Raw genomic sequence first — 14,496 nt, forward strand, 5'->3', positions numbered from 1 at the left:
ATCAAACTCCTGAAACTGTCTTGCCCCCAAGCTAGGGCGTCGGCGCGTCCGGCTCAAGGGTCGAACCCGGCAAATTCGCCTTGGTTGCCGCCAAGCCGGGCTTGTGCGCATCGAGCAGCGCATCGCCCAGCCGGATCAGCCGCGGCGCGGCGGTATAGAGCAGCGCCGCCTCGACCCGCCGGCCGGGAAAAATGACGGCCAGCGCGTCGCGATAGGCCGCCATCTGGCGCAGATAGGCGGGCTGCACCGCCTCGGCGCTGCCCGGCACCTGCCGCCCGGTCTTATAGTCGATCACCGTCACCGCCGCGCCGGTGACGAGCAGCCGGTCGACGATCCCCGCGACGACCGCGCCGCCATCGACGATCGCCGTCAGCGGCACCTCGGCGAGACTGCCGGGGCCGAAGAGCGCGGCATGCGCGGGATCGCCCAGCACCGCGAGCACTTCATCGGCCATCGCCGCGCGCGCCGCCTCGCCGAGCGTCGGCGCCTGCACGGCGAGCCAGTGCAGCGCTGCCTCGCGCCGCCTTTCCGCCGCGACCGGCGGCAGCCGCTCGAACAAAGCGTGGAGCAGCAGCCCGCGCTCGACCGCCGCGACGCGCGCGGCACCTTGCGGCGGCACCGCGACATCATCCTCGCCGAGCGCCGACGGGGCGAGCGGGCGAGGCGGGCGCGCTTCCTCGGGCGCGGCGCGGTGCGCCCAGCCCGGAAGCACGAGCGCGGGTGCTGCAGCCTTGGCCACTTTCTCCTTCTTCGCCCATTTGCCGCCGCCCACGCGGTGGATGCGGCGCTGCCCCCAGGCCGGCCCCGCCTCCTCCCACTCGCACGGCATGGCCGCGAGCACGCTTTCGGCCGCGGCGTGCCAGCTCGTCTCGGGAATCGTGCGGTCGGCCTTCTTCGTCACCCCCGCGACGACGAGAATCTCCTCGGCGCGCGTCATCGCGACGTAGAAGAGCCGCCAATGCTCCTCCGACGCCGCTTTCGCCGCGGCGGCATAGGCGTCGGCGAGTTTGCCGTGCCGCTCGTCGGCGGGCAGCGCGAAGACCGGCAATTTCTCCCATGCCGCGACATCGACGCTGAACGGCCGGTGCCCGATCGCGGCGTCGTCGGTCGCGTCGGCGAGGATCACGATCGGCGCCTGCAATCCCTTCGAGCCGTGCACGGTCATCACGCGCACGACATCGCTGCGCGCCTCGGTCTGGCGCTTGATGTCGGCGGCGCTCGCCGACACCATGGTCAGGAAGCCGAGCAGCGACACCGTCTCGCGGCTCTCGAAGGCGAGAGCCTGGTTCAGCAGTTCGTCGATCGGGTCGCGCGCCTCGCGCCCCAACCGCGCCGTGAGCCTACGCCGCCCGTCGATCGGCCCCGACAGCACGGTTTCAAGGAAGCGGAAGGGCGTCGTGAAATCGGCCATGCCGAGCAGGTGGCGCAGCGCCGCCATCGCCGCCGCGGGAACCTCGCTCTCGGTCGCCCTCAGATGCTCCCACAGCGCCGCGCGGCCACGCTTGTGGGCGTGCGCATAAAGCTGATCCTGCGTCCAGCCGATCAGCGGCGAGACGAGCAACGCAGCAAGATTGAGGTCGTCGAGCGGCTGCACCGCAAAGCGCATCGCCGCGATCAGATCCTGCGCCGCGAGCGGCTGGGTCAGCGCGAAGCGGTCGACGCCCGCGACCGGCACATGCAGCGCCTGCAGCCGCGCGACGATCCGCGCCGCGAGGTCGCGGCGACGGCGGACGAGGATCATGATGTCGCCCGGCGCGACCGGGCGCCCGTCCTTGCCGTGCGCGATCCAGCCCTGCACCTCGCCCGCAATCGCCTTGGCCAGTCGCATCGAGGCGGGATCGGTGGCGGGCGCATGTCCGTCGCCATCGTCCTCGTCCGCTTCGTCGGCGGCGGCATCGAGCGCCTTGCCGACCGGCAGCGGCTGCCAGAGTTCGACCTGCCCCGCGTAGTTCGAGCGGAAGGGGCGATGCGGCGGCTCGTCGCCGTCGAGGCCCATGTCGGCGGTGCCGCCCGCCGCCAGCCAGCGATCGACAACGTCGAGCACCGCCGGGGTCGAGCGGTAGTTGGACACCAGATCGACGTTCTGAAAGGCCTGCCCCGCGCGCTCGCCCAATAAATGGAACAGTTCGCGCGCTTTGGCGAACGCCTTGGGCTCGGTGCCCTGAAAGCCGAAGATCGCCTGCTTGCGGTCGCCGACGGTGAACAAAGTGCGGACGCGCTCGGCATCGCCCGGCGCCACCGCGAAAAACTCCTCGGCCATCGACAGGACGATGCCCCATTGGCGCATGTTCGTGTCCTGCGCCTCGTCGACGAGGATATGGTCGGTACGCTGGTCGAGCTTGAAGCGCACCCATTCGCCGAAGCTGCTGACGCGCAGCAGCGATCCCGCGAGGGTGATCAGATCGTCGAAATCGGCGAGCCCCTGCTCGCGCTTGGCGAGCGCATAGCTTTCGGCGAAGCGGCTGCCGAGCATCCACGCTGCCGCAAGATCGTCGGCGACGCACATCGCGGTCGCGGTGCCGATGAGCCGCTGCGCCGCCTCAACGATGCGCACCGCGCTATCGACGCAGTCGGTCATCCGCCCCTTGTCGCCCGCGAAATCGGCGCGAAAATCGCCCTTGCCGGTCAGGAAGCAGCCGAGCAGTTCGCCGAGCATCGCGGCGCGCGCGGGGGCGGCGGCGATCAGCCAGCCGACCATGACGTCGTTGCACGCGAGCCCGGTCTTCGTCCCCCAGTTGGCGCCGCTCGTCGCGACCGCGCGGATATCGCCGTCGGGGACCGCGCCGTTCGCGAGTTCGCCCTTGATCCAGGCATCGGGATCGCCGCCCGGCAGGTCGAACGCGGCGCGCAGGTCGTGCGCCGAGGGCGGCAGCGCCGCGCGCGGGCCGCCGAAGGCCGCGGCGCAGCTCGACAGAAAGGACAGCGCGGACTCCGGCCCCAGCCGCCGCGACAGCATCGCCGCGGCATCGCGGAGGGCCGCGCGGTCCTCACCCGCTTCGAGCAGATCGGCCAGCACCTGTCTTTGCAGCGCCGCCGCCTCATCCTCCTCGATCGCGCGAAACCCCGGCAGCAGCTTCGCTTCGAGCGGAAAGCTCGCAATTAGGGTCTGGCAAAAGCTGTGGATCGTCTGGACGCGGATCGCGCCGCCCGGACTGTCGATCACCGTCGCGAACAGCGAGCGCGCGCGCGTCATCAGCCCCGGCCGGTCCCAGTCGAGCCCCAGCGCGCGCAGGTCGAGCCGCAGATCGCCGTCGTCCATCCGCACCCACGCCGCGAGCCGTTCGTGGATGCGATGCGCCATTTCGGCCGCGCCCGCCTTGGTGAAGGTGATGCAGAGGATCGCCTCGGGCGACACGCCATCGAGCATCAGCCGCAGCACGCGCGCCGACAGCACCTGCGTCTTGCCCGTCCCCGCCGACGCGCCGAGCCAGACATGGCTTTCGGGATCGGCGGCGGCGGCCTGCCGCGGGTCGAGGGTGGCGAGGCTGGAGGGCTTGCTCATTCGCCGTCCTCCCCGCGCCCGAACCATTCGTCGCGGCGCATGAGCTGGTCGTAATCGCCATAGCCCGCCGCCTCGCCCGGCACGAAGGGCGCGTCGCCGAACAGGTAGCGCGCCGCAAGATCGGACAGCGCATCGGCGGCGTGGTCGATCGCCTGTTCGGCGCTCTTCAAATCGCTGCGCGGGCCATAGGTGGCCGAAATCTTCCCCGCCCCGCCCGCGCGGCGGTCGGGACGCAGGCTCCAATATTCGAGAGCCATCACCGGCGCGGCGGCGATGTCCTTCATCCCGCCGCGCTGCGCGATCAGCCCGAGCAGGCCGAGCTGGTTGTCGAGCTTGTCATAAGCCGCCTTCGCGCTCGGCGCGCCGCCCGACTTGTAGTCGATGATCGCGAGCTGGCCCTCGCCGTCGCGGTCGATCCGGTCGGCCTTGCCGTGCAGCACGATGCCGTCGACGGTGATTTCGCCCTGCGCCTCGACCGCCAGCGGCTGGCGTTCCCCGGCATTCCAGACCTGCTCCGCCGCCCAGCGCAGCGCAGGCTCGATCCGCGGCAGCCAGAAGGCGCGCGCGATGGCGTCGAGCGCCGGATCGGCGCCGAGCACCGCGAGTTCCGCCTCGAACCCCTCGCGCGTCGCGCCGCCGCGCACCCAATCCTCGAACAATCGGTGGACGCGCGTCCCGCGCCAGCGCGGATCGGGCGCGGCGCTCAGCGGATCGAGCGCCGACAGGCCGAGCATCCGGTCGGCATAATAAGCAAAAGGATCGCGCGCGAGCTTGTCGACCCCGGTGACGCTGATCCGGCGCGGGCGATCTTCGGCGAGTGGGCGCGGCGCAGGCCGACCGGCCGGTTGCGCCCCGCCCACCGGAACGTCGATCTCGGCCGCGAGCCGCGTCAGCGGTACGCCGCCCGGCGCGGGCTCGGGAAGGTCGCCCGCGAGCGCTGCGAGCCGCAGCCAGAAGCGCGAGGCGACCGCCGGATCGCCGCCGCTCCGTTCGGCGCGGGTGACGACGATCTCGCTGCCGCCAAGCGCGCTCGCGAAATCATGCGCCGCCATCCCCTGCTGCCGCTCGGGCGCGGGCAGGCCGAGCAGGCGGCGGATGCCCGGTGCGAGCCACGGGTCGGGCTGGGTCGTTGCAGGCCAGCGTCCTTCGTCTAGCCCGCCGAGGATCATCAGGTCGGCGCGCTGGAGCCGCGCCTCGAGCAGGCCCCAGATGAAGAGGCGCGGATGGCCGCCATAAGGCGGGCGCACGCTCGCTGCCCCGAGCAACTGCCCGAGCATTGCGGGGAAATCGGCGGGATCGACGAGCGCCGGCCCGTCGCCGCGCGCAAGCGCCCACTGGTCGAACAATTCGGCGAGCATCCGTCCCGCTGGCCCCGCCCAGACGGCATCGCCGGTGAGTCCTTCGAGACCTTGCTGCAACGCCGCGAGCAGCGTCGCGGGCGGGGTGGATGCGGCAAAGGGCGCGAGCGCCGTTTCCAGCACCTCCGACACCGCGTCCCACCACGGTTGCAACTGGGCCGCGAGGCCGTGCCCGCGCGCCTTGGGATCGGCCGCGCGCGCGGCGATCCGTGCACCCACTCCCTGCCATCCCGGCGCAAGCCCCGGCTCGCGCAGAAGGAGGTCGAGCCGCCGCACCTGGTCGAGCCATGCCATCCGCCCCTCGCCCTTGCGCACCAGCGGATGCCCGAGCAGCGACACCAGGGCGACGGGATCGAAATCCGCCGCCAGTTCGGCGAGCAGCAGCAGCAACGCCCCCGGCGGCGTCCGCGACAGAGGTTGACCTGCACTATCGTCGACCGAAATCCCCCAGCGCGCGAGCGCCGCCGCGACACGCTCGGCCAGCCCGCGATCGGGGGTGACGAGCGCCGCGGTGCGCCCCGGCGTCTCGACCGCCTCGCGCATCAGCAGCGCGATCCCCTGCGCCTCCTGTCCGTCGTCGGCGAACACCGCGCCCTCTATTCCGGCGGTCGCCGCCGACAGATCGCCCGCCGCCTGCCACTGCGCGGTATAATCGGCGGGTGCGAAGAGCAGCGAAACGAAGGGCGTGCGCGTCGCGGGACCGTCGAAGTCCGACGCCGCCTCCCATTCGAGCACTTCGTCGCGGCTCGCGTCCATGCAATCCAGCAGCAGCTTCAGATGATATTGCGGGTGCGTTTCCAGCGGCCGCGCCGGATGGTCGGGGTCGGGCCGCGTCGGGCCGAGCGCGTCCCATTCCTCGGCCGCCATGACGCCGTCGAGCCCCGGCAGCACGACCATGCCGCGGTCGAGGTCGGCGACGGTGCGCAGCAGCCGCGCGATCGCGGGCGCCGCGGTGGTGATGCCCGCCGCGACGGTGAAGCGCGCGGGCGGAGCGGCGCGCCATCCCTTCGTCACGCGGTCGAGCAGCCGATTGCGCCGCGCGGCGCGGTCGATGTGACCCGTCTTCGCGAGTACGGCCGGCCAATGATCGACAAGCAACCGCAGCCGCCCGAGCGAGGCCTGCCAATGTTCGGCGAAAGCGCCGAGGTCGAGATCGACGAGCGCGCTCGCGCGGATTTCCTCATAGTGAAGCTGGTCGATCACCCGCGCGAGCCCATCGGCAAGCTGGAACGCCGCCGCGCCCATGATCGGCGGCTCGTCGGGCGGCGTGTTTCGCTCGATCAGTTCGGCGAGCAGCAGGCGGCGGCGCAGCGGGTCGATCGCGGCTGGAATCGGATCGTCGTCGATGGCGTCGAGCGCCAGTGCCACGCTCTCGTCGAGGTCGGCGTCGCCGATCACCGCGAGCCGCGGCATCAGCAGGCCCTGCCCGCCTGCGCGCACGAACGCCGCCTGCACCGCGCTGCGCGCGCGGTTGCTCGGCAGCAGGATCAGCCCTTCGGCCAGCCCGAGCGCCCCGTCGCCGTAGCGCGCGATGATCCCGGCGGCGAGCGCATCGGCGAACGCCCGGTGGACGGGGATTGAATAGATGGTGGGCTTTGCCATAAGCTCCGTCATTGCGAGCGCAGCGAAGCAATCCAGAGCGGTTTACGCAAGCTCTGGATTGCCGCGCGGCTTCGCCGCTCGCAATGACGATGGAGAAAGGTCAAACCTCGCTCAGTGCCGCTTCGGTCGGGGCGATACTCGCGGGGGTGCCGACATCGAACCATTGCCCCATGTGCGACAGGCCATAGAGCCGCCCCGCCGCGATCGCCCGTTCCCATAGCAGCATGGTCGAGAAGGGGCCTTCGGGCGCGCCGTCCAGAAAGCGGCGCGAGACGAGCTGGATACCCGTATAGACGAAGGGTGCGACGCGCCCCGGCTTGCGGCGGCTGAGCCTGCCGTCGCCGTCCATATGAAAATCGCCGCGCCCGCCATGTCCCGTCGCGCTCGCCTGCCGGATGACGAGCAGCAGCGCATCCATCCTGTCCCCGTCCCAATGGCGCGCGAGGTTCCGGATGCTGTCCTGCGGTCCGTCGGTCCAGATATTGTCGCTGTTGACGATCAGAATCGGGTCGCCGGTGAGCAAAGGCAGCGCCTTGACCATCCCGCCGCCGGTTTCGAGAAGCTGGCCGCGCTCGTCGGACACCGCGATGGTGAACTTCCGCTTCTGCGCCGCGAGATGCGCTTCAAGCGCGTCGGCGAGATAATGGACGTTGACGACGACATGGCCGATCCCCGCCGCCTCGATCCGGTCGAGACTGTGATCGATCAGCGCCTTGCCCGCGACGCGCACCAGCGGTTTCGGCCGCGTCGCGGTGAGCGGGCGCATCCGCTTGCCGATGCCCGCGCCCATCACCATCGCGCTTTCGATTGTTGCACTCACGCCCATGCCTCCGCCCGCTTCGACGCGGGGACATTCTCATCGAACCATGTCCGCACCGCCGCAAGCACCGGATGCGCCAGATCGCGTTCGAGCAGCCCCCACATGCGCGGCTGGAAGCGGCGATAGCCTTCCTTGCCGTCGCGCTTCCACAGCCGCACGAAGACGCCGAGGATGCGTGTGTTACGCTGCGCCGCGAGCGCCCAATAGGCGGCGCGGAAGGCCTCGCCCTGTCCAGTCGCCGCGACATAGCGATCAAGCATCGCCGCCTCGACCGCCGGCGTCACGTCGCGCCGCGCATCCTCGAGCACCGAGGCAAGGTCGTAGGCGGGATGGCCGACGAGCGCGTCCTGGAAATCGAGCAGGCCATAATGCGCGATGCCGCCCCGCCCCGGCACCAGCATGATATTCTCGGCATGATAGTCGCGCAGCACGGTGACGCGCGGCAGGCCGTCGGCCTCGACCGGCGCCAGCACCTTTTCCCACGCGGCGCGGAACGCATCGCGGTCGACCTCAAGATCGAGCGCGGAGCAATACCAGTCGGTGAACAGCGTCACCTCGTCCAGCCATTGCGCCAGCCCATGCACCGGCAGCCCCGCCATCGGCGGCCGCGCGTGGAGGTGGACGAGCAGGTCGGTCACTCCCGCATAATGGCCGGCCTCGGCATCCGGCGCTGCGTCGAGCGTCTCGCGCAGGCGCACATCGCCGAAATCCTCGATCAGCAGCAGCCCTTGGTCGAGGTCGCGCGCGAGGATCGCTGGCGCGGTCAGCCCCTGTCCGGAGAGAAATTCGGCGACCGCGATGAACGGCCGCGGGTCCTCGTGCGGCGGCGGCGCGTCCATCAGCACCGCCTGTCGCCCCGCGCCAACGACGCGGAAATAGCGGCGGAACGAAGCATCCCCCGCCAGCGGCAAAATCTGGGCGTCGCCCCAGCCATGCGCGGCCAGGAAAGCCGGGGCGTGGGCGGGCGGAATCATCGGAGCGGCCATCGCGCCTCCCAAGCCGCAGGCACTTCGGCTGTCAAGACGCGGGCGTCGCCGCTGCCCGAAATCGTCAGCATCAGCGCCTCCGGCCAGCCCTGCGCGCCGAGCCGTTCGGGCCATTCGATCAGCAGCGCACCGTCGTAGAGATAATCGTCGAGCCCGAGCTCGATCAGCTCGTCCTCGCTCTCGATGCGATAGAGATCGACATGCGCGATGGGCAGATCGACCTCGGGCGGCGCATAGGGCTGAACGATCGCGAAGGTCGGGCTCGGCGCCTCGCCCGCCAGCCCCCGCGTCTTCAGCATCGCGCGCGCCAGCGTCGTCTTCCCCGCGCCGAGATCGCCCGACAGCAGCACGACATCGCCGGGCACCAACGCGGCGCCGATGGCAGCGCCGATGCGGTCGGCTTCGTCAAGGGTGTAGGGATGGCTGAAAGTCATCGGCTCAAAACAAGCGCCGTTCCCCCCGCGAAGGCGAGAACGCACGGACAAGACGCATGGGCGCGGACCATCATCCCCCCCGCGGCAGGCTCACACGCACCAGCGTCCCCTGCCCCTTTTCGCTCATCACCTCCATCGTCCCGCCATGCGCGGCGACGAGCTGGCGGGCGAGGGCGAGGCCGATGCCACCGCTTTGCGTCCCCGCCTGCGTGCCCTTGGTGACCGCGGCGACGGTGTCGGGCATTCCCGGCCCATTGTCGGATACGACGATCTGCACCCGCTCGCCATCGCCCTCGGCGTGGAGCAGGACGCGGCCGCCGCTGCGCTTCGCGGGCGCGGTGAAGCGGATCGCATTGTCGAGCAATCCGGCGACGAGCCGCGACAGGCGCGGCGCATCACCCTCGATCGTCCCGAGACCTTCGGCAAGCTGGCCCGCAAGCTCGATCTTCTCGGTCTTTGCAAAGTCCTTTGCGTCGGCAAGCGCGCTTTCGAGCAGCGCGCGGACGTCGACCGGCGCGCGCTCGACCGCCAGCGTCCCCGCCTCGCCCTGCGCAAGGTCGAGCACATTGTCGATCTGCCGCCCGAGCACGCCGACCGAATCCATGATCGCATCGACATAGGCCTTGGCGGGCACGGGCAGCTCGCCGGCATAGCCCGCCTGCAGCATCTCGCCGAAGCCGCCGATCGAGGTCAGCGGCGTGCGCAGCTCATAGCTCATCCGCGACAGGAAGGCGGTCTTGACCTTGTCGGCGGCTTCGAGCGCCTCGTTGCGCTCGCGCAGCGCGCCTTCCATCTTCCGGCTCGCGGTGATGTCGAGCATGATCAGCAGCGCGTTGCCGTCGGGGAGCGGGATCGAGGCGAAATCGAAATGGCGCCCGTCGGCGAAGCGGATCTCGCCCGCGCGCTGGGTGCGCTCCAGCGTCGCGGCGCGGATCACTTCCTGGACGATGCTGATCTGGTTCGGCTTGGCGAGCCGGTCGGCCAGCCCGCCCATCAGCGCATCGACGCGCGGATGCGCCGCGAGCTTGTGCTCCTCGATATTCCACAGCCGGCGGAAGCGCTGGTTCCACAGGTGAAGCCGGCCGTCGGGCGCGAACACCGCGACCGCCTCGAACAGATTGTCGAAGGTCGCGGTGCGCACACGCAGCAGCGTGTCGCGCGCGCCCGCGAGCTGCACCTGCTCGGTCCTGTCCTCGGCGATCAGCAGCAGGCCGCCGTCGGGGGTCGGCTGGGCGACGACGTGAAGGTGGGTGCCGTCGCGAAGCAGCCAGTCCTCCTCGCTCGCCTCGGCGCGCGCGAACCAGTCGACATGCGCCTGCCGCCATTCGGGATAATCGCGCACCTCGGGCGTCCGTCCGCCCTCGCGCCAGGCATCGAGCAGCCGCGCGAAGGGCGGCGTTTCCGCCACCTGCTCCGCGTCGAGCGCGAAAAAACGCCGGAACGGCAGGTTGGCGAAGGCGAGGCTCTGGTCGGGGCCGAATTGCGCGACCGCGGCCGACAAGCGGTCGAGCAGTTCGCGCTGGGTATCGACGAAGCGGCGGTGCGCGCCGCGCTCGCTTTCGAGTTCCTGGATATCGATGGCATAGCCCGCGATGCCGATCGTCCGCCCGCCCTCGGGCGCCAGCGGCACATCGACGACGCGCATGATCCGCCGCTCGCCCTCGATCGTGACGGGCACGGTGCGCTGCTGCGCCGATCCGGCGTCGCGCGCCGCCTCGGCGGCGTCGGTCGCGCTCACCCCCGCAATCGGCTCGCAAAGCTCGACGCCGGCGTCGATCACCGCCGCCGCGCTCTTCGCCTCGACCGCGCGGACATAGGCACCGTTGACGAGCGCGAGGCGCATGTCGGGCTCGCGGAACCACATCGGGAAGGGCGCGGCCTCGATCAGCCCCGACAGCGCCGCGAAGGCGGCCATCGCCTCGTCGCGCTCGCGCCGCGCCTCGGCCAGCGCCTGCTGCCCGTCGGTCGCATCGCTGATCCACAGCAGGACGCTGCCCGGCCCGCCGACGGCCTGCGGCGCCGCGGCGCCGTGGAACACGATCGTCCGGTTGCCGCCGACCGGCCTCAGGCTGAGCGTAAAGGGCTTGGCGCCGCGCTGCGCGCCGAGGATCGCCTGGCGAAGCTGCTCGTGCTCGGGCTGGCCGAGCCCCGCATCGAGCCCGCGCAGCTCGTCGAAATTGCGCGGCCCGCGATCGAGCCCGAGCCACAGGCCGAGCCGCTCGCTCGCCTCGATCCGCCAGTCGGCGCGGACGACGACGGGAAGCTGCGGCGACGCCTCGATCAGGCTGGCGAGCCGGTCGGTCTGCCCCGCGACGAACGCCGACCGCCGCTGCATCGCAATCCCGCGCCCGACCGCCCACAGCCCGGCGAGCAGCCAGAGCGCGGCAAACAGGCCGAGCGCGAAGAGCAGCCCCGGGGAAAGCGTGTCGCTCATCCCGCTTCAAATCCTCGCGTGTCCGGCTCCTGCGCGTGCATGGTGCCAAGCCCTAGAGGCGATGGCGGGAGGTTTCAATCGCATGTCGGCGCCGATCGCCGCGCGCGGGCTTCCGATGGGCGCGCGGCTGTGGAAAACATGGCTTCGCGCAGAGATCGCAGAGAGAGTTTCCGAACCCATTTCTGGAAAACAAACGAAAAAGGGGACCGCAACGCAGCCCCCTTTCCTTTTCTCTACGCTCTCTGCGACCTCCGCGCGAAACCTTCCCGCGCCGAGGCCGAAAAGCCTCAATAGCGATAATGGTCGGGCTTGAACGGCCCCTCGACCGGCACGCCGATATAATCGGCCTGCTTCTGGGTCAGCTTGCTAAGCTTCACCCCCAATTTCTCGAGGTGCAGCGCCGCGACCTTTTCGTCGAGGTGCTTGGGCAGGACATAGACGTCGTTGCCGTACTGCTCGCCCTTGGTGAACAGTTCGATCTGCGCCAGCACCTGGTTGGTAAAGCTCGACGACATCACGAACGACGGGTGGCCGGTGGCGCAGCCGAGGTTCACGAGGCGGCCCTTCGCCAGCACGATGATCTGCTTGCCGTCGGGGAACTCAACCAGGTCCGTGCCGGGCTTGACCTCGGTCCATTTATAGTTGGCGAGCGCCGCGATCTGTATCTCGCTGTCGAAGTGGCCGATGTTGCAGACGATGCTCATCGGCTTCATCGCCGCCATATGCTCGGCGGTGATGACGTCGGCGTTGCCGGTCGCGGTGACGAAGATGTCGGCGCGCTGGACGGCCTCGTCCATCGTCACGACCTCATAGCCCTCCATCGCCGCCTGCAGCGCGCAGATCGGGTCGATCTCGGTGACAAGCACGCGCGCCCCGCCGTTGCGCAGGCTCGCCGCCGAGCCCTTGCCGACGTCGCCGAAGCCCGCGACCGCGGCGACCTTGCCCGCCAGCATCACGTCGGTGGCGCGGCGGATCGCGTCGACCAGGCTTTCCTTGCAGCCATAGAGATTGTCGAACTTCGACTTGGTGACGCTGTCGTTGACGTTGATCGCCGGGAAGGGCAGTTCGCCCTTCTTCGCGATGTCGTAGAGGCGGTGGACGCCGGTCGTCGTTTCCTCCGACACGCCCTTCAGCGCCTTGACGGTCTTGGTGAGGTAGCCGGGGTTCGCGGCGACGAACGCCTTCAGCGCGCGCTGGAACTCGACTTCCTCCTCATTCTCGGGCGGCGGCAGGGTCGCGCCGGCCTCCAGCTTCGCACCCCACAGCGCGAACATGGTGGCGTCGCCGCCGTCGTCGAGGATGATGTTCGAAACCTCGTCGCCCCAGTCGAAGATGCGTCCGACATAGTCCCAGTAATCGGCGAGGCTTTCGCCCTTCACCGCGAAGACCGGCGTCCCGCCCGCGGCGATCGCGGCGGCGGCATGGTCCTGGGTCGAGAAGATGTTGCACGTCGCCCAGCGGACGTCGGCGCCGAGCGCCTTCAGCGTCTCGATCAGCACCGCGGTCTGGATCGTCATGTGCAGCGAGCCGGTGATGCGCGCGCCCTTCAGCGGCTGCGCCGCGCCATATTCGGCGCGCAGCGCCATCAGGCCGGGCATTTCGGTTTCGGCGATCGCGATTTCCTTGCGGCCGAAGTCGGCCAGGCCGATGTCGGCGATCACATAGTCACGGGTGTCGGCGGCGAGAGTAGCCACGAATCATTCTCCAGATCAGGCGAGGTCGACCGCAGGCGAGCGGCCACGAAATTTGCCCGGCGCCCTATCCGAAAGCGCCGCTCCGATCAAATATAAACTTTTCTTTATATCATCAAGAGCCGGGCCGTCCGCGGTCGCGCTTTCGGCACGACTCGGCGGCAGCGCGAAAATAAATTTTTCGCGGGCGCAATTGTGACAGCCGCCCGCGCGCCTTTGTGACACGGGTTCGCCGCGCCCAAGATTCTGATAATCGAGCCTTATAACGCGGCTTGGCGATAAGCTTAATTCCGCTTTGTGACACCCTTGTTACAACGCCCCGGAAATATTGACTTTTCATCCCGCCAGATGGAAAATCATCCAAAGTTTTCGGGGAGATAGAGACAATGAAAAAATTTCTGCCGCTGTTCGTCGCGCTTGCTTTCGCAGGCCCCGCCGCGGCCCAGTCGATCGTCGTGAGCGGCGGCGACGCCGGGGATATGTCGCCGCTGTCGGTCGCCTATGAGGAATTGCAGGCCGGCCGGAACGCGGCGGCGGTCGACAAGCTGACGCACAGCTCGATCGACGCGCGCGATCCCTCGCGGCTGATCAACCTCGGCACTGCCTATGCGCGGCTGGGACAAGCGGCCGATGCCGCCACCGCCTATGAAGCCGCGATCGCCAGTCCGATCCGCTACGATGTCGAACTGGCGAGCGGAACCTATATGGATTCGCGCTGGGCCGCGCGCACCGCGCTCGCCAACCTCAACGAAGGCAAGCCGCTGCTCGCGCTGGCGCGGTAGCAACCTTTAGGGTCAGGACCCATTAATTCCACGATCGAGGCGTCGAAATGGCGAAGATATCGGGCCTGGGCGGGTGCAGCGGGTAGCATCGCTACCCGCAAGGCCGTGCAGGCCCGAGATCGAAGCCATTTCGACGTCGCTTCGCGATTTGACCGATTTTGCCCATGGCTTCGTCGAAAAGTCTCGAAATATATTCATATTCCCACGCCTTTCCTCCTCGCCCTGAGCAAAATCGCTTCAAACCTCGAGCGCGGAATTAATGGGTCCTGACCCTAAGCCTCTCCTCTTCGCAAGGAGGGGGGAGGATTTCAGGCCTCGCCGCCTTCGGTCGTCAGCAAGCGGGCGTCCACTCCCGCTTCGGCGAACGCCGCCTGCCAGCGACTGGTGGGCGGCGTTTCGAACAGCAGCGCGTCGCTGCCGGGGGTGACGTGCCAGCCGTGGCGGACCATTTCCTCCTCGAGCTGCCCCGGCGACCAGCCGGCATAGCCGAGCGCAACCAGCCAGCGCGCGGGCCCGCGCCCCTCGCCGATCGCGCGCAAGATGTCGTGCGAACTCGACACCATCCAGCGATCGGCGACCTGCACCGCGCCCTCGCCGCCCCAGTCGCGGCTGTGCAGCACGAAGCCGCGCGACGGCTCGACCGGCCCGCCGAGGAAAACCGGCTGGTCGAGCGGCCCGTCGTGCCCGATGTCGAGCTGGTCGAGCACCGCGCCGACGGTCATGCCGTCGATCGGGTCGGCGACCCCGATCCCCATCGCGCCCTCCTCGTCATGGCTGATCATCGCGATCACGGCATGGGCGAAGCGGGGGTCGCCGATGCCCGGCAGCGCGAGCAGCAACTGGCCGGTGAAGAAAGGCGGCGCGGTTTCCATGGGCCTACAATGCCG

The 14,496-nt window shown here is 69.5% G+C and carries 9 protein-coding genes; 1 reads left to right on the forward strand and 8 read right to left on the reverse strand.

Going from position 1 to position 14,496, the window contains the following annotated elements:
- Positions 1-31: 31 nt before the first annotated feature.
- The 7 genes from addA to ahcY all read right to left on the reverse strand — a co-directional run bounded on the left by addA (position 32) and on the right by ahcY (position 12,830).
- Positions 32-3,502: a double-strand break repair helicase AddA gene (gene addA, locus VHO04_RS00785; RefSeq protein WP_329626575.1), complete on the reverse strand. Its 3,471-nt coding sequence runs from the start codon at positions 3,500-3,502 to the stop codon at positions 32-34.
- The gene (addB, locus tag VHO04_RS00790) at positions 3,499-6,462 is read right to left on the reverse strand and encodes a double-strand break repair protein AddB (protein ID WP_329626576.1); all 2,964 of its coding nucleotides are present in this window, start codon (positions 6,460-6,462) and stop codon (positions 3,499-3,501) included. Before addB ends, addA begins: the two co-directional genes overlap by 4 nt.
- Before the next feature lie 100 nt (positions 6,463-6,562).
- Positions 6,563-7,288, reverse strand: coding sequence for a nucleotidyltransferase family protein (locus VHO04_RS00795; protein WP_414713066.1), 726 nt, complete (start codon positions 7,286-7,288; stop codon positions 6,563-6,565).
- Complete coding sequence (locus tag VHO04_RS00800; RefSeq protein WP_329626620.1) at positions 7,279-8,256, reverse strand: aminoglycoside phosphotransferase family protein; 978 nt, start codon at positions 8,254-8,256, stop codon at positions 7,279-7,281. The genes VHO04_RS00795 and VHO04_RS00800 overlap by 10 nt, the downstream gene beginning before the upstream one ends.
- Entirely contained in the window at positions 8,253-8,702 is a 450-nt protein-coding gene (gene tsaE, locus VHO04_RS00805; protein ID WP_329626578.1) for a tRNA (adenosine(37)-N6)-threonylcarbamoyltransferase complex ATPase subunit type 1 TsaE, read from the reverse strand. Before tsaE ends, VHO04_RS00800 begins: the two co-directional genes overlap by 4 nt.
- Before the next feature lie 70 nt (positions 8,703-8,772).
- Positions 8,773-11,136, reverse strand: coding sequence for a PAS-domain containing protein (locus tag VHO04_RS00810; RefSeq protein ID WP_329626579.1), 2,364 nt, complete (start codon positions 11,134-11,136; stop codon positions 8,773-8,775).
- A 287-nt stretch (positions 11,137-11,423) separates the two neighbouring features.
- Positions 11,424-12,830 carry an adenosylhomocysteinase gene (ahcY, locus tag VHO04_RS00815; RefSeq protein ID WP_329626580.1) on the reverse strand — a complete coding sequence of 469 codons (1,407 nt, stop codon included), beginning with the start codon at positions 12,828-12,830 and terminating at the stop codon, positions 11,424-11,426.
- A gap of 383 nt (positions 12,831-13,213) precedes the next feature.
- On the opposite strand from ahcY, the gene VHO04_RS00820 reads away from it, so the two are divergent.
- A complete protein-coding gene (locus tag VHO04_RS00820) occupies positions 13,214-13,609 on the forward strand; it encodes a hypothetical protein (RefSeq protein ID WP_329626581.1) in 396 nt (131 codons plus the stop codon).
- Between the two features lie 308 nt (positions 13,610-13,917).
- Here VHO04_RS00820 and VHO04_RS00825 read toward each other — a convergent pair whose 3' ends face one another.
- Positions 13,918-14,481 carry a YqgE/AlgH family protein gene (locus VHO04_RS00825; protein ID WP_329626582.1) on the reverse strand — a complete coding sequence of 188 codons (564 nt, stop codon included), beginning with the start codon at positions 14,479-14,481 and terminating at the stop codon, positions 13,918-13,920.
- Positions 14,482-14,496 lie beyond the last annotated feature (15 nt).

The organism is Sphingopyxis sp., assembly GCF_036261875.1.
In the GTDB taxonomy this organism is placed as follows: Bacteria; Pseudomonadota; Alphaproteobacteria; order Sphingomonadales; family Sphingomonadaceae; genus Sphingopyxis.